Raw genomic sequence first — 15,155 nt, forward strand, 5'->3', positions numbered from 1 at the left:
CCAAGAAACACGCCCGACTGCCGCGACCCCGGCCCGCTGTGCGGGCCGGGGCTTCCCTCGCTCCGAGGCTTTTCGCGGGCGGCGCTGAACTCGCTGCGCCTGCGGCTCCGCTCAGACATCCAGCGCCTCTGATCCCGCGAAAACCCTCTCCACTCGGCGCGACGACAACGGGGGGTCAAGGTCAAGACAACGGCGGTTCCGACGAGATTGCTAATGGATGAAGGCTGGGTCTTCGCACATCTCGGGCACGCTCGGCCTGCGGCCGTTGCGTGCCGCGCCCGCGCAGCGGGCGCCAGGGGCTTTCGAGCGGCATTGCCTATGGTTAGGCGCAAACATGGTGATGCGTTCGGTTTTGACCTTCGCCTCCCGTATGGAGCCCCTCGCGGAGGGCGTGATGGGCCGGAAGAAGGCGCTGGATGTCTGAGCGGAGCGCAGCGCAGCGAGTTCAGCGCCGCCGGCCCAGCACGTCCGGAGCGAGGTTCCCGGGCGAAATCCGGGTGCCCTTCTTTGGGTCCTTTCTTGGGCAAGCAAGAAAGGACCTCGCGGCGCGCTGGCGAGTCAGCGCACGGCAGTACGTGGACCGAAGCCACCGTAAACACCAGAGGACGAACCAGGCCTAGCCAAAAATCGGCAGGTTGCGGACCGACGGCACCGTAAACACCGGAGGACGAACCAGGACCAGCCACCACGAGGCAGACAGCCAGACGAAGGACCTGCCTGCGCTGACGAACAAGCGCCTGGTGAGATGCGGTCAGCGGAGGAAGAGGGAGTAGGCCGGGTTACTGGTCTCCTCGTGCCACGGATACCCGACCTCCTTCAGGAACTCGCGGAACCGGGCCCGATCCTCGGACGGGATCTGCATACCGACCAGCACACGCCCGTAGGCCGCCCCATGATTGCGGTAATGGAACAGACTGATATTCCAGGTCTGCCCCATATGCGTCAGGAAATTCAGCAACGCCCCGGGTCGCTCCGGAAACTCGAAGCGATAGATCCGCTCATTGCGGACCTCGCCCCCGTGGCCGCCGACCATATGCCGCAGGTGCAGCTTGGCGACCTCGTTCTCGGTCATGTCCAGCACCTCGTACCCCGCCCCCTCCAGGGCCTCCAGGATCTCCCGGCGCTCGCGATCACCGCCCTCCAGCTTGATCCCGGCGAACACCTGCGCGTGCTCGTCGTCAGCATAGCGGTAGTTGAACTCGGTGATCCCGCGCTTGCCGATAGCCTGGCAAAACTGGCGGAAACTCCCCGGGCGCTCCGGGATGGTGACCGCGAACAGGGCCTCGCGATGCTCGCCGATCTCGGCGCGTTCGGCCACATGGCGCAGCCGGTCGAAATTGATGTTGGCGCCGCTTAAGACCGCAGCGAAGTTTCCGCCCTGCACGCCCTCGCGCTGGAGGTACTGTTTCATCCCGGCCACCGCCAGGGCACCGGCCGGCTCGGCGACCACGCGGGTATCGTCGAAGACATCCTTGATGGCCGCACAGATGGAGTCGGTATCCACCAGCAGGACCTCGTCGACAAGATCGCGGCACAGGCGGAAGGTCTCCTTGCCGACCTGGCGCACCGCCGCGCCGTCGGCAAAGATACCGACCTGCTTGAGGTTGACCCGGCGGTTCTGCTGCAGCGCCTTGTACATCGAGGGCGCGTCGTCCGGCTCCACACCGATGACCTTGATCTCCGGGCGCAGGCGCTTGATATAGGCCGCCATGCCAGCGGCGAGCCCCCCGCCTCCGATACAGACGAACACAGCATCGAGTTCGCCCGGATGCTGACGCAGCAGCTCCATGGCCACCGTGCCCTGCCCGGCAATCACGTCGGGGTCGTCGAACGGATGGATGAAGGTGTAGCCGTGCTTGGCTTCCAGCTCGCGGGCGTGGGCGGCGGCCTCGTCGAAGGAATCCCCGTGGAGTACGGCCTTGCCGCCGAAACGACGCACCGCGGCGATCTTGATCGAGGGCGTGGTCACCGGCATCACGATCACGGCCTTGATGCCGAGGTGGTTCGCCCCCAGCGCGACCCCCTGGGCATGATTGCCCGCGGAGGCCGCCACCACGCCCTTGGCGCGCTGTTCCGGGGTCAACTGGGCGATCTTGTTGTAGGCGCCGCGCAGCTTGAACGAGAACACCGGCTGCAGGTCCTCGCGCTTGAGCCAGAGCGTCGAGCCCAGGCGCTGCGACAGGGTCGGCATCGAGTCCAGGGGTGTCTCTCGGGCCACGTCGTAGACGCGCGCCGTCAGGATCTTCTCGAGATAGGGGATTTGCATGGCGAAACCATAGCATGCGAGCGGTTCACGGTTCCGCTTGTCCCGGGGCCGGAGCAGTCGGTATCCTCAATGGGTTATGGATCGTACATGCGAGAGATGTTGATGAATCAGGACGAAATGAAGAAGGCCGTGGCCGAGGCGGCGCTGGAACGGATCGAGAGCGGCTGGATCGTGGGTGTGGGTACCGGGTCTACCGCGAACTACTTCATCGACGCCCTGGCGGGCATCAAGGGCAAGATCGACGGGGCCGTCGCCTCCAGCGAGGCCAGCGCCGAGCGCCTGCGCGGACATGGCATCGAGGTGCTGGACCTGAACTCCGCCGGCCCGCTGCCGATCTACGTGGACGGCGCCGACGAGGCCACCCGGCACCTGCACCTGACCAAGGGCGGGGGCGGGGCTCTGACCCGCGAGAAGATCGTCGCGGCCGCATCGAAGACCTTCGTCTGCGTGGTCGACGAGACCAAGGTCGTGGACTACCTGGGCGCCTACCCGCTGCCGGTCGAGGTGATCCCGATGGCCCGCAGCCATGTCGCCCGCGCCCTGTCGAAGCTGGGCGGCAACCCGGAGCTGCGCGAGGGCTTCAAGACCGACAACGGCAACGTGATCCTCGACGTGCACAACCTGCGCATCATGAACCCGGTGGAGCTGGAGTCCGAGCTGGACCACATCGCCGGTGTCGTGACCAACGGCCTGTTCGCTCGGCGGCCGGCGGACGTGATGCTGGTGGGTTCGTCCACGGGCGTCGAGGAGATGACCGCCAAGTAATCGATCGGGGCGATCGCCATGACCGACACGGGCAAGTGGCTGATCGTCATCGGCGGGCTGATCGTGGTGATCGGCCTGCTCTGGCCCTGGCTGGGCAAAATCCCCTGGGGCCGCTTGCCCGGGGATATCGTGATCGAGGGGGAAAACAGCCGGTTCTATTTCCCGATCACCACCATGATCATCGTCAGCGTGGTGATCTCGATCCTGCTGGCGCTTTTCCGGCGCTGACCCGCCGCCAGCGCACGCGCTGTCAAACAAAAGGGCCGGGATCGCATGATCCCGGCCCTTTTTTCGTGCGAAAAACGCAGATGCAGGAAACGCTCCGGGCCGCGCCTAGCGCGCCATCACCTCGTCGTAGAAGCGCTGCAGGCCGCCCTCGAGGAAGCGGTAGTCCTCGACCCCCCGCTCCTCCAGGTGATACTGCAGCCAGCGCACCTGTTGCCCGTTCTGGTCGAAGATCAGCAGCGGGGCACCGTCCCGGCGGGCCTGGTCGACGATCCGATTGAGCGTGTCGATATTCTCCAGCGGCGCGGAGATCTCGCGCCCGGCGAACAGCGAAATCTCGTCGCGTTCCTCGTTGCCACGCACATCCACCACCACGGCATCGTCGTTCTCGCGGACGCGACGGGCAAAGGTGTCGGCCTCCAGCAGACGCGCCTCGAAGGCGTCGTCGGCAATCAACTGCGTCTCGGGGTCCTCGATGGGCTCACCGCGCAGGAGTGCCAGTCCGGGATAGCGTTCCGCCCAGTCCTTGACGCCGGCATCATACGCCTGGGTCGGGCCCAGCCCCGCGGAGTTGGCACGCGCCGCGGCGCGATACGACAGATAGCTCTCACGACCGTTGCAGTAGAACACCAGCGGGCCACCGTGCTGCTCCTCCAGTGCACGGACCTGGTCCTCGAAATCCGGGGCCCCGAGCGGGACGTGATGCGCCCCCTCGATGTGCAGGATGTCGTATTCCAGGCGCGGGCGGACGTCGATCACCGTGGAACGCGACAGCTGACCGCGCAGATCGAACAGGTCCACGGCATCCACACCAAAGCGCTCGTACAGGCTGCGTCCGGGGAACTCGACAAAGGCCTGGGCACTGGCCACGACAGGGGCACCGGCCAGCCCGACACAGAGGGCCATGACGGCAAGGCGGGGACTCAAAGAGCGAAAGGTCATGCGAACTCCCTTGCATGGACGGGTGAACATGCCGCACGCACTGCCGCGGCCCTGTTGGGGCGTATTCGACGCCCGTTGGGCGACGCGGCGAGACGGGGCTTTATTCCCCGGCCCGGCCGCTCGCCTCGCCCGATTGTAGCCAACCCGCACCCTTTGTGTGCAACGGAAACTACAGCAGCACCTTCTCGATCCCGCCCTCGCGCGCGCGGTCGATGAAGTTCTTCTGCCAGCCGTCGCCCATCAGGCGGTTGGCCATCTCGACCACGATGTAGTCGGTATCCAGCCCGGTGTCCTCGCGATAGCGCGAAAGCCCCTGCTGACAGGCCGGGCAGGAGGTCAGCATCTTCACGTTGCCGTTCTCTGCCTTCTCCTCGCCGGTCAGCTCCTTGATGCCCTTGTGCAGTTCTTCCTGCTTGCGGAAGCGCACCTGAGTGGCGATGTCCGGGCGACTCACCGCGAACGTGCCGGCCTCGCCGCAGCAGCGGTTGGACTGCAGGACGTCCTGCCCCATCAGCTTGGAGGCGACGTCGGTCGGCTTGTGCGACTTCATCGGCGAGTGGCAGGGGTCGTGGTACATGTACTGCACGCCCTTGAGCCCCTCGAGCTTCACGCCCTTCTCCATCAGGTATTCGTGGATGTCGAGCAGGCGGCAGCCCGGGAAGATCCGCTCGAACTCGTACTTCAGCAGCTGATCCATGCAGGTCCCGCAGGACACCACGACGGTCTTGATGTCGAGGTAGTTGAGCGTGGTCGCCAGCCGGTGGAACAGCACGCGATTCTCGGTACTGATCTGCTGGCCCTTCTCGAAGTCGCCGCCGGCGTTCTGCGGATACCCGCAGCACAGGTAGCCCGGGGGCAGCACGGTCTGCGCGCCGACGTCGTAGAGCATGGCCAGCGTCGCCAGCCCCACCTGGCTGAACAGGCGCTCGGAGCCGCAGCCGGGGAAGTAGAACACCGCATCCGAATCCAGATCGGTCTTCACCGGGTCGCGCAGGATCGGCACATAGCGCGAATCCTCCAGCCCCAGCATTTGCCGCGTGGTCTGGCTCGGCAGACCGGCGGGCATCGGCTTCTTCACGAAGTGCACGACCTGCTCGTGCACCGGCGCCTTGCCGGTGGTCGAGCGCGGGGTCTTGCCCTCGCCGGTCAGGTTCAGCTTCTTGAACGCGAAGTGCCCCAGACGCTGGGCGGCATAGCCCATCTGGATCGCGCCCTTGCGGATACCCTTGATGGTGGCCGGATCCTTCGCGTTGAGGAAGGCCATGGACATCATCGTGGCCGGCGTCGCCTTGCGCTTGCCCTTCTTGTTGAGGATCGAACGCATGTGCATGGTCACGTCGCCAAAGTCGATGTCGACCGGGCACGGATTCAGGCACTTGTGGCAGATCGTGCAGTGATCCGCGACGTCGTTCATCTCCTCGAAGTGATTGAGCGACAGCCCGCGGCGGGTCTGCTCCTCGTAGAGGAAGGCCTCGACGATCAGTCCGGTGGCCAGGATCTTGTTGCGCGGCGAGTAGAGCAGATTGGCGCGCGGGACATGCGTATTGCACTCCGGCTTGCACTTGCCGCAGCGCAGGCAGTCCTTGATCTCGTCGTTGAGATCGCCCAGTTCACTCTGCTCCAGGATCAGCGCCTCCTGCTTCACCAGACGCAGCGAAGGGGTGTAGGCATTGGACAGCCCGGAGCCCTCGAGCAGCTTGCCGGCGTTGAACACGCCGTTCGGGTCGACCTGCTTCTTGTACTTCGCGAACGACTCGATGCGCTCGGGCTCCAGGTACTGCATCTTGGTCAGGCCGATCCCGTGCTCGCCGGAGATCACCCCGTTCAGCTCGCGCGCCAGGCGCATCACGTCGTCCACCAGACGCTCGGCCTGGTGCATCATCTGGTAGTCGTTGGAGTTGACCGGGATGTTGGTGTGCACGTTGCCGTCGCCCGCATGCATATGCAGGGCGATGAACAGCCGGCTGGTCAGCACGCGGTCGTGGATCCCGGCCAGGCGCTTGCGCACCGGCTCCAGCTGGTGGCCACCGAAGATCTCGAACAGCGGGCGCTCGACCTCGGCGCGGTAGGAGATCCGCAGGCTGCGCCGCAGCAGCAGGTTCATCAGCTTGTCGTGGTCGCGACGGTCAGCGCGGGCCGACTCGTCGAGCAGCTCGTCGCACTCCGACGCGAGCGTGAAGAAGTTCTCCGAGATCGCCTCCCAGCGCTTCTTCACCGCCTCCAGGACCTCCACGGCGCGCTCGCGCTTGGACTCGAACCACTGCTGACCCTCGCCGCCGGTGTCCTCCAGCAGCTCGCGCAGTTCGGGATGGTCGCCGCGCATGCACTCCAGCACCTCGTCGACCATGGTCAGCTTGTTCTTCAGCGACTCGCGCACGTTCAGGGATTCGATCCCCTCGGTGTACTCCGCCAGACGCTCCAGCGGGATCACCACATCCTCGTTGATCTTGAAGGCGTTGGTGTGGTGGGCGATTGCCGCGGTGCGGGCGCGATCCGCCCAGAAGCGCTTGCGCGCCTCGGGGCTGACCGCAATGAAGCCCTCGCCGTTTCGGGCATTGGCCGCGCGCACCATCTGGGCGGCCAGCCGACCCAGCGCATCCTCGTCGTCGGAGACGATATCGGCGACCAGCACCATCTTCGGCAGGTCGCCGCGCGCGCCTTTCGGCGTGTACTTGACCGCGCGTACATAGCGCTCGTCCAGGTGCTCGAGGCCGGCCAGCAGGACGTCGTCCTCGGCATCCACCGCGTCCTTGATCTCGACAATCGCCGGGACGGCCTGGTGCAGGTCGGTCCCGTAGAACTCGAGACACACGGTGCGGATGTTGTCGGGCATGCGGTGCAGGATGAACTCGGCCGAGGTGATCAGGCCGTCACAGCCTTCCTTCTGGATGCCCGGCACGCCCATCAGGGCCTTGTCGGTCACGTCCTTGCCCAGGCCCAGCTTGCGGAAGCGCTGCCCCGGCATCTCGAGGATCTCGGGCTCGCCCTTCGGGGTCTTGCCATCCGGCTGATAGCGCGTCACGCGGAAGCGCACCGTCTCGGCGTCGTGGATCTTGCCCAGGTTGTGATCGAGGCGCTCGATGTACATCCACTCCGCCTCGGGCGTGACCATCGTCCAGGCCGCCAGGTTGTCCAGCGCGGTACCCCACAGCACGGCCTTCTTGCCACCGGCGTTCATCGCCACGTTGCCGCCGATGGTCGAGGCATCCTGCGAGGTCGGATCGACCGCGAACACCAGGCCATTGCGATCGGCCAGTTCGGAGACGCGCTTGGTAACCACACCGGCCTCCACGCGCACCACCGGCACGTCGTGCTCCACGCCCGGCAACGGTCGCCGCTTGACCTCGCCGAGGCCCTCCAGCTTCTCCGTATTGATCACCGCGGAACGCTTGGACAGCGGGACCGCGCTGCCGGTGTAGCCGGTGCCGCCACCGCGCGGGATCACCGTCAGGCCCAGCTCGATGCAGGCCGCGACCAGCGGCCCCATCTCTTCCTCGGAATCGGGGGTCAGTACCACGAACGGCAGTTCCACGCGCCAGTCGGTCGCGTCGGTCACGTGGGACACCCGCGCCAGCCCGCCGAACTGGATATTGTCCTTGTGCGTGAGGCCCTTCATGCGCTTGCGCACCTGATCGCGCAGCGCCGCGGTGTCGGTGAATTCCTTGGCAAAGGCAGACACCGCCGCCTGGGCGCGCTGGGCGAGCTTCAATGCCTTTTCGTTGCCGTCGGCCCGGGCCGTGATCTGGTCCAGGCGATGCTGCATGGCGTCGATCAGCGCCTTGCGGCGCTTCTTGTCCTCCAGCAGGTCGTCCTGGATATACGGGTTGCGGGTGACCACCCACATGTCCCCCAGGACCTCGAACAGCATGCGCGCGGACACGCCCGTCCGACGCTCCCCACGCAGCTCGTTGAGGAGATCCCAGGTATCGGACCCCAGGAAACGGATGACGATTTCGCGGTCGGAGAAGGAGGTGTAGTTATAGGGTATTTCTCGAACGCGTTCGGCGGTCATTGAGGCGTGGCCCCCCGATCAAAGTGAGGCCAAAGAGTAACGGGTCCGCGCGCCCTGCGCATGAAGTCGCACTGTTGGTCCATGCTTTTGGGCACCAAACTATCCCCCGGGAACCACCCGGGCTCGCGGCCCGGGCGGTCCCGCAGTGTGCCCTACCAGTGGGCCAGGAGCCCCAGCACCCCGATCACGATCAGGTAGATCGCGACGATGTAATTGAGGAGTCGGGGGCGGATCAGGATCAGAATCCCCGCCACCAGCGACAGGATGGCCATCAGCAGACTCGGGTCAATATGCAGCGTCATGCAGCGACTCCCTTGCCGAACGCCGGCGCGTTCAGAACAGTTTTTCTTCCATCTCGAGATAGACCGCGTTGGCATTGCTGCGGTTGGTCTGCTCGAAGGCCGGGAGATCCTCGTAGTCGCTCCAGTCCATGGCCGCGTAGGCCTCGTCGAAGGTCTCCATGTTCTCCACGGCCGCGCCCATGTGCTCGCGCAGCTTCACCAGGTAGTCACGCGTGAACTTCACCGCGCGGCTTGCCTGATCGGTGGCCTCGCCATGCCCCGGGACCAGGAATTTAAGGTCCATCTCCATCAGTTCTTCCAGACGATTGACCCAGTTCTCCGAATCCAGCGCGTCGTCCCCCAGAAACGGGATACGGCCGTCAAAGACGATGTCGCCGGCAAACACCACGCCCGTCTCCTCCACCACCATGATGATGTCGTCGGGTGAATGGGCCGGGCCGGCGTGCACGCAGCGAAAGGTCTTGCCGCCAAGACGGATGGTGTACTCGTCATCGAAGAACTCGTCCGGCGGGATGATCTGCGTGTCCTCGTCCACCCATGGCGTCAGCACCCCGCGACGCTGTTCCAGTCGCGCCACCGCGCCTGGCCCGCCGAGGTAGTCGCGTGCCCGTGCCTGACCGATGATCTTCGCGTCGGTATGGTCGGCGAACGCCTGCAGGCCGTAGATGTGGTCCGCATGGTAATGCCCGGCGATCACGTACTTGATCGGCTGGTCGGTCACCTCACGGATCCGGCGGATCATCTCGAAACCCAGCGGCGGGGTCCCCAGGGCGTCGTAGACCACCACCCCCTCGTCGGTCACGACGAATCCGGCGTTCGATGTGTGGCCCTCATTGTCGGGGTCCGGGATGCCGGAGATCCCGATCATGTACCAGGTGTCCGCGCCCTCCACTTCGTGGGCGGTGGTATCGACGGTCACGGGCTCGTAGGGGTTATCGGGTACCGACATCTTTGCTCCACTCCTCTTCTCTTCGGTATTCGGGTCCATTCGGCCCGGTGGCTCCGGGCTCTGCAGCATTGGACGGGAAAAGCGCGCCAGAATTCCCTGCATTTCCCGTTCCCGGTCAGGGGATTGTAGCGGAGTCGGGGACACGGTCGAGGAAGGGGCTGATGCGGGGCCGCGGATCGATGACGAACGAGGGCAGGACGCGGACCGCAAGCCGCCCCTGCAGTATCGACAAGACCTGGCGGGAGATCGGCATCCACCGGCCCAATCGGACGGGCCCGGGTTGGCATGAACCGGAAGACTGCCCGCTCATGCGACATGCGAGCGCACCCCGTCGAGGGGCGCGCTCGCATGGATGGCTGGGGGACCAGGATGATTCGGCGGCTGCGCCGCCTCACCCCTTCGGGGCTGCACGCGCGGCGCGCGCGCAGTGCTCCGCTGCGCTTCGCCGAACCTTCCAGGTTCGAACCCTGGACTCGCTCAAATATCCATAGAAAAGGGCCCCACGAGGGGGCCCTTCTCTATGGATGGCTGGGGGACCAGGATTCGAACCTGGGTTGACGGAGTCAGAGTCCGTAGTCCTACCGCTAGACGATCCCCCAGTAAACCGGATCGCGTGCGTCCCGCAGAAACTCGAGGCGAATTTTAACGCTTCGAGTACTGGGTTGCACGACGGGCCTTGCGCAGGCCGATCTTCTTCCGCTCCACCTCGCGGGCATCGCGGGTCAGATGACCACCACGACGCAGCGGCGAGCGCAGCTCTTCGTTGTACTGCACCAGGGCGCGGGCAATGCCCAAGCGGATCGCACCGGCCTGGCCGTTACCACCACCGCCCTCGACGGTTGCGATCACGTCGAAGTTTTCGGTGGACTCGGTCGCCTCCAGCGGCTGGCGCACGACCATGCGCGAGGTCTGGCGGCCGAAGAACTCGTCCAGCGGCTTCTGGTTAACCGTGATGTTGCCCGTACCCGGGCGCAGGAAGACGCGCGCAGCGGCGGTCTTGCGGCGGCCGGTGCCGTAATACTGATTGGTAGCCATTCGGATCGATTCCCTTGCTGATTCTGGCGGCTCAGACTTCGAGCGGCTGCGGCTGCTGGGCCGTATGCCGGTGTTCGGTGCCGGCGTAGACCTTGAGCTTCTTGAACATGGCCCGGCCAAGCGGGTTGCGCGGCAGCATGCCCTTCACGGCAAGCTCCAGCACCTTCTCCGGATGACGCTCGATCATCTGGGTGAAGTTGGCTTCCTTGATGCCACCCGGATAACCGGTGTGGTGGAAGTACTTCTTGTCCATGGCCTTGTTGCCGGAGACGCGAATCTTCTCCGCGTTGATCACGACGATGTAGTCGCCGGTATCGACATGCGGCGTGTACACGGGCTTGTGCTTCCCGCGCAGACGGCGTGCGATCTCCGTGGCGAGTCGGCCGAGGGTCTTGCCGTCGGCGTCGACGAGAAACCAGTCGCGTTCGACTTCGGCCGGCTTGGCGCTGATGGTACTCATGATGTTCGATGCTCCGAGGTCGGGGCGATTCAGAAAGCGCGCAAGAATAACGCTTCCCTTCACCCGATTCAAGCAAAAGGGACAATTCGCGAGACGGGCCGCGCTCGACGTCCACCGGAGGCGACGTGGCGGGCCGGGGCCTGCGCGAGCGCCCTCCGCACATAATAAAGGGGCCGCCCCGAAGGGCGGCCCCCCTTGCAGGCCCCGGGCGCAAGGCCCGGGGCGGCACACAACCCGTTTACAGCTGGGCTTCGGCGCGCTCCTGCACTTCCTGCATCAGCTCGGGGTCGTTCTGCAGGGCCATGGCGACTTCGTTGTATTCCTCGACGCTCATTCCCGCATCTTCCACGGCGCTGACCATTTCGTCCTGCGCTTCCTGCTGCATGGACTGCGCCTCGGTCTCGTCCTCGGCGTTCTGCAGGCGGTCAGCGAAGTCCTCGCGCACTTCCTGCACCGCGACGAAGGCGGTCACGAAGGTGTCGATGTCCTCTTCGCTCAGGTCCACCTCGGGGGCTTCCTGCATCGGGGCTCCGCCCTGGGCCGCGCCACCCTGGGCGCCACCCTGCGGCGGCTGGCCGCCCTGGGCACCGCCGCCGGCGCCGGCACCGCCTTCCTGGGCCGGGGGCTGGCCACCCTGGGCGCCGCCCATGTCGCCACCGCCGGCGCCGCCTTCGGCACCACCATACTGCGCGGAGGCCGCGCCACCGACGGCAAACAGGGAAGTCAGGGCCATCGCGAGGATCGTCTTGCGCATATTCATCATGTTGCTCCTTTTCCTTTGGTTCGATCGGATCTCGCGGCCGACCGGGACCCGCTCGAGGCGCCCCCGGTCCAGCCGCGCCGCAACCGTGTGAGGAGGAATGAGCCCGTGCGGGCTGCGCTTCTCCGATTGCTGCCTGAGGAGGAGCAGGCATCGTGCCAACAATGGCAACCGGGGAGACATTCTATAGTAATCAGATGGTTAGGACTGAATCAGCTGACATGGCGTCCGCCGACGGCGGGATTGTGAATGGGTCATAATGACACATGGGTCAGCTCGACCCGGGTCAGGATGTCACGACGGGTCGGATTCGCCGAGCTTGCGGTAGAGCGTCTTGCGTCCGATGCCGAGGATGCGCGCGGCCCGCTGCTTGTTGCCGTCCACGTGCTCCAGGACCCGCTGAATGTAGTCGCGCTCACGCTCTTCCAGCGTCGGCCATTGGGTGTCGTCGCCGACTCCCGCTACGGGTAACACCTCTGCGCCGGCACCACCGGCGGCCACACCCGCATCTTCGCCGCCGATCGCGAACACGCGTTCCGGCAGGTCCCGGGTCTCGATCACCTCGCCCGTGGCCAGGGTGGCGGCGCGCTCGATGAGGCTGGCCAGTTCGCGTACGTTCCCGGGGAAGGGGTAGCGCACCAGCGCGCGCAGGGCCTCCGGGCTGAGACGCCGCTCGGGCAGGCCTCGGGCCAGGGCTTGCTGGCGCAGGAACTGCAGGGCCAGGTACTCGATATCGTCACCGCGTTCTCGCAGCGGCGGGATCTCGATGCGGAAGGTCTCCAGGCGATAGTAGAGATCCTCGCGGAAACGGCCGTCGGCCATGTGCGCCTGCAGGTCCTGGTGGGTGGCCGCGACGATACGCACATCCGTCTCGATCTCCTCGTTGGCGCCCACCGGGCGCACCCGTCCGTCCTGCAGCAGGCGCAGCAGCTTGCTTTGCATCGCCACCGGCATCTCGGCGATCTCGTCCAGGAACAGGGTTCCCCCATGTGCCTCGGTGAACAATCCTCGACGGGCACCCTTGGCCCCACTGAAGGCACCCGCAACATGCCCCAGCAGCTCCGACTCCAGCAGGGCCTCGGGGATGCCGGCGCAGTTGAGCGCGACGAACGGCCCGTGCGCCCGGTCACTTTCCGCGTGCAGCGCCCGCGCCACGAGTTCCTTGCCGGTCCCGGACTCGCCGGTAATCAGGACGCTGCCGTCGGCGGCCGCGATCCGCCGGATCAGGTCGAACATCTGCAGCATGGCCGGACTGTGTCCCTGCATGCCATGAAACCCGTCGGCCCGGGCGAGCACCTCGCGATAGCGCCGCACCTCGTCCTTCAGGCGACGCGCCTCGGTTACCCGGTCCGCAGCCAGGCGCAGATGATCGAGGTCCACCGGCTTGGTCAGAAAGTCGTCCGCCCCCGCCTTCAGCGCGGCCACGGCCTGGTCGATGGTCCCGAAGCCCGTCAGCATGATGAAGCCCGGCGCCGGCACCCGGGCGCGCGCGTCCTCGAGCACCTGAAACCCGTCGGCGCCCGGCAGACGCAGGTCACTGACCACCAGACTGAAGGCCTGCTGTGCCAGTGCCCGCGCGGCGTCCTCGGCGCTGCCTACCGCGGTGACCGCGTAGCCGGCCTCGGCCAGCTCCTCGTGCAGCAATTCGCGATGTCCGCGGTCGTCTTCGACGACAAGGACCGATTCCGGGGGCGCGGCGGGTGTTTGTGGCGCGGCGCTCATAGGCGCGTCTCCTGCGGTTCGTCAGTGGCCAGCGGCAGATGCACGACAAAGCGGGTCTCCCCGGGCACGCTGCGATCCAGCGCGACCGTGCCGCGATGATCTTCCAGTGCCACCTGGACAACAGCCAGCCCCAGTCCGGTTCCCTCGCCCGTGGGTTTGGTGGTGAAGAAGGGCTCGAACAGGCGCGCCGCCTGTTCGTCGTCGATCCCGCGCCCGGCGGTCGGACCGTCATCGGCCACCACCAGGGTTACCCGGTCGGCCTCCGCCCGCCAGTGGACCCGCACCTCACCGGCGGCCGCCTGGGCCGCGTTCTCCAGCAGGTTCTCCAGCGCCTGTCCGAGGCGCAGACGATCGGCCGCGACGACCAGCGCCTCCCCGTCCACCTGGAACCGGATCGCGTCGGGCGCGTGCCGCGCGCGCACCCGCTCGACCAGGTCGCCGACCAGTTGCGCGAGGTCCAGGGGGCGTTCCTGCAGGGGATTGCGACGGGCAAAGTCCAGCAACTGCCGCACGATGGTCTCCACCCGCTCGAGTTCGGCCTGCAACGCCTCCATCTCCTTGCGCGCAGGATCCGGCTCCGGCAGGCGGCGAATGGCCCGCTGCACCCGCCCGGCAATAATCCCGAGCGGTGTCCCCAGCTCATGCGCCACACCGGCCGCGAGCTGGCCGATCGCCGCCAGCTTCTCCGAGTGCCGCAGCTTTTCCTCGAGCCGCACCTGCTCGTGGCGCTGCGCCTCCAGTTCCGCCTCCGAGGCCTCGCGGCGCTCCATCATGCGGTTCATCGAGACCGCCAGCCCGCGCAGTTCGGCCGGCCCGTCCTCCGGCGCCCGCAGGCCGCGCTGGCCATCGCCGATCGCGCGCATCGCGGCCATCAGGCGCGACACATGCCGGCCGACGGCGCGGTGGTAGCCGAACAGTACGACCAGCAGGAACAGCGCACTGACCGCCAGCATCAGCAACCCGCCCTGCCACTGCAGCTGCGTGACGAAGGCCCGGAACGGGGTCACATCGCGGGTCACCTGCAGCAGGCCCACGATCCGCCCGGCCGGATCGGACAACGGCAGGAAGAAGGAGAAGGTCTCGCGCCCCTGGTGCTCGCCGAAGGCCCCGAGACTGCCGGTCTCGCTGATGACCCGGGCCTCGCCGCGGCGTTGCAGGGTCGGGCTGGGCGGCCCACTGGCCGCGACCATGCGGCCCTCGGCGTCGTAGACGTAGACCCCGAACACCTCCTCGATCTGGAACAGCGAATCCAGCGATTGCTGCACCCCGGACACGTCGTCCTGCAGCATGGCGCTCGACACCGGGAGGCGGATCGAACGCGCCACCAGTTCGATATCCTCCTGCATGCGGTTTTCCATCTGGACCTGGAATTCGCGCAGGCCGAGCGCCACCACCGCGGCCATCATCAGCAGCAGCGGCAGCAGCACGAAGGACAACACCGCGGTGCGCAGGCTGTTCAGGCTTCGGATCATGGGCGTTGGGTCATCATCGACGGGCCATCCGCGGCACGGGCCGGACTCAATGGTAGACACGCCCGGCAACAGGAGGCGAATCACAGGCAAAAAAAAGCGCGGGTCGAAGCCCGCGCCAAGAAAACCACCAAAGGAGGATGGAGGAGTCCACTAACCACTGACAGGGGGGACAGCGATTAGCGTATGCAAATCTTCTAATATGGCGATGTTCTTGTCAACCGGTGAAATCCGCAGGGGGTCGTCCT

General features: G+C 66.2%; 13 protein-coding genes and 1 tRNA gene. 3 read left to right on the forward strand and 11 right to left on the reverse strand.

Annotation, left to right across the window (positions count from 1 at the left end; genetic code table 11):
* Positions 1 to 217 precede the first annotated feature (217 nt).
* Complete coding sequence (locus F793_RS14135) at positions 218 to 424, forward strand: hypothetical protein (RefSeq protein WP_018875836.1); 207 nt, start codon at positions 218 to 220, stop codon at positions 422 to 424.
* A 327-nt stretch (positions 425 to 751) separates the two neighbouring features.
* On the opposite strand, the gene ilvA is transcribed toward F793_RS14135, so the two are convergent.
* Complete coding sequence (gene ilvA / locus F793_RS0104525; protein ID WP_018875837.1) at positions 752 to 2,266, reverse strand: threonine ammonia-lyase, biosynthetic; 1,515 nt, start codon at positions 2,264 to 2,266, stop codon at positions 752 to 754.
* A 102-nt stretch (positions 2,267 to 2,368) separates the two neighbouring features.
* Here ilvA and rpiA point away from each other — a divergent pair, with 102 nt between their 5' ends.
* Positions 2,369 to 3,031 carry a ribose-5-phosphate isomerase RpiA gene (gene rpiA / locus F793_RS0104530; RefSeq protein ID WP_026279276.1) on the forward strand — a complete coding sequence of 221 codons (663 nt, stop codon included), beginning with the start codon at positions 2,369 to 2,371 and terminating at the stop codon, positions 3,029 to 3,031.
* A gap of 18 nt (positions 3,032 to 3,049) precedes the next feature.
* Positions 3,050 to 3,259, forward strand: a complete 210-nt coding sequence (locus F793_RS0104535; protein WP_018867188.1) for a DUF2905 domain-containing protein — start codon at positions 3,050 to 3,052, stop codon at positions 3,257 to 3,259.
* Positions 3,260 to 3,364: 105 nt separating this feature from the next.
* On the opposite strand, the gene F793_RS0104540 is transcribed toward F793_RS0104535, so the two are convergent.
* From F793_RS0104540 to F793_RS0104590, 10 genes are all read right to left on the reverse strand, one after another.
* On the reverse strand, positions 3,365 to 4,198 hold the full coding sequence (locus F793_RS0104540; protein ID WP_026279275.1) for a rhodanese-like domain-containing protein: 834 nt from the start codon (positions 4,196 to 4,198) through the stop codon (positions 3,365 to 3,367).
* Between the two features lie 169 nt (positions 4,199 to 4,367).
* Complete coding sequence (locus F793_RS0104545; protein ID WP_018882737.1) at positions 4,368 to 8,210, reverse strand: DUF3683 domain-containing protein; 3,843 nt, start codon at positions 8,208 to 8,210, stop codon at positions 4,368 to 4,370.
* 152 nt (positions 8,211 to 8,362) lie between these two features.
* Positions 8,363 to 8,512 carry a DUF3096 domain-containing protein gene (locus F793_RS13600; protein ID WP_018867185.1) on the reverse strand — a complete coding sequence of 50 codons (150 nt, stop codon included), beginning with the start codon at positions 8,510 to 8,512 and terminating at the stop codon, positions 8,363 to 8,365.
* A 31-nt stretch (positions 8,513 to 8,543) separates the two neighbouring features.
* On the reverse strand, positions 8,544 to 9,461 hold the full coding sequence (locus F793_RS0104555; RefSeq protein WP_018882738.1) for an MBL fold metallo-hydrolase: 918 nt from the start codon (positions 9,459 to 9,461) through the stop codon (positions 8,544 to 8,546).
* 525 nt (positions 9,462 to 9,986) lie between these two features.
* Positions 9,987 to 10,060, reverse strand: a tRNA-Gln gene (locus F793_RS0104565).
* 43 nt (positions 10,061 to 10,103) lie between these two features.
* The gene (rpsI, locus tag F793_RS0104570) at positions 10,104 to 10,496 is read right to left on the reverse strand and encodes a 30S ribosomal protein S9 (RefSeq protein WP_018867174.1); all 393 of its coding nucleotides are present in this window, start codon (positions 10,494 to 10,496) and stop codon (positions 10,104 to 10,106) included.
* Between the two features lie 31 nt (positions 10,497 to 10,527).
* Positions 10,528 to 10,956, reverse strand: a complete 429-nt coding sequence (gene rplM / locus F793_RS0104575; RefSeq protein ID WP_017940583.1) for a 50S ribosomal protein L13 — start codon at positions 10,954 to 10,956, stop codon at positions 10,528 to 10,530.
* A gap of 238 nt (positions 10,957 to 11,194) precedes the next feature.
* Positions 11,195 to 11,716 carry a DUF4168 domain-containing protein gene (locus tag F793_RS0104580; RefSeq protein WP_026280254.1) on the reverse strand — a complete coding sequence of 174 codons (522 nt, stop codon included), beginning with the start codon at positions 11,714 to 11,716 and terminating at the stop codon, positions 11,195 to 11,197.
* A 294-nt stretch (positions 11,717 to 12,010) separates the two neighbouring features.
* The gene (locus F793_RS0104585) at positions 12,011 to 13,438 is read right to left on the reverse strand and encodes a sigma-54 dependent transcriptional regulator (RefSeq protein ID WP_018878294.1); all 1,428 of its coding nucleotides are present in this window, start codon (positions 13,436 to 13,438) and stop codon (positions 12,011 to 12,013) included.
* Positions 13,435 to 14,910, reverse strand: a complete 1,476-nt coding sequence (locus F793_RS0104590) for an ATP-binding protein (protein WP_018875843.1) — start codon at positions 14,908 to 14,910, stop codon at positions 13,435 to 13,437. The genes F793_RS0104585 and F793_RS0104590 overlap by 4 nt, the downstream gene beginning before the upstream one ends.
* Positions 14,911 to 15,155: the final 245 nt, after the last annotated feature.

Origin of the sequence: Thioalkalivibrio sp. ALE22 (genome assembly GCF_000381445.1) — a bacterium.
Classification (GTDB): domain Bacteria; phylum Pseudomonadota; class Gammaproteobacteria; order Ectothiorhodospirales; family Ectothiorhodospiraceae; genus Thioalkalivibrio.

Bases quoted from the DNA above. Each gene is read 5' to 3' on its own strand.
- rplM (WP_017940583.1), bottom strand. From the start codon at position 10,956: ATGAGTACCATCAGCGCCAAGCCGGCCGAAGTCGAACGCGACTGGTTT.
- rpiA (WP_026279276.1), top strand. From the start codon at position 2,369: ATGAATCAGGACGAAATGAAGAAGGCCGTGGCCGAGGCGGCGCTGGAA.
- F793_RS0104590 (WP_018875843.1), bottom strand. From the start codon at position 14,910: ATGATCCGAAGCCTGAACAGCCTGCGCACCGCGGTGTTGTCCTTCGTG.
- F793_RS0104580 (WP_026280254.1), bottom strand. From the start codon at position 11,716: ATGAATATGCGCAAGACGATCCTCGCGATGGCCCTGACTTCCCTGTTT.
- F793_RS13600 (WP_018867185.1), bottom strand. From the start codon at position 8,512: ATGACGCTGCATATTGACCCGAGTCTGCTGATGGCCATCCTGTCGCTG.
- ilvA (WP_018875837.1), bottom strand. From the start codon at position 2,266: ATGCAAATCCCCTATCTCGAGAAGATCCTGACGGCGCGCGTCTACGAC.
- F793_RS0104535 (WP_018867188.1), top strand. From the start codon at position 3,050: ATGACCGACACGGGCAAGTGGCTGATCGTCATCGGCGGGCTGATCGTG.
- F793_RS14135 (WP_018875836.1), top strand. From the start codon at position 218: ATGAAGGCTGGGTCTTCGCACATCTCGGGCACGCTCGGCCTGCGGCCG.
- F793_RS0104555 (WP_018882738.1), bottom strand. From the start codon at position 9,461: ATGTCGGTACCCGATAACCCCTACGAGCCCGTGACCGTCGATACCACC.
- F793_RS0104540 (WP_026279275.1), bottom strand. From the start codon at position 4,198: ATGACCTTTCGCTCTTTGAGTCCCCGCCTTGCCGTCATGGCCCTCTGT.
- F793_RS0104545 (WP_018882737.1), bottom strand. From the start codon at position 8,210: ATGACCGCCGAACGCGTTCGAGAAATACCCTATAACTACACCTCCTTC.
- rpsI (WP_018867174.1), bottom strand. From the start codon at position 10,496: ATGGCTACCAATCAGTATTACGGCACCGGCCGCCGCAAGACCGCCGCT.
- F793_RS0104585 (WP_018878294.1), bottom strand. From the start codon at position 13,438: ATGAGCGCCGCGCCACAAACACCCGCCGCGCCCCCGGAATCGGTCCTT.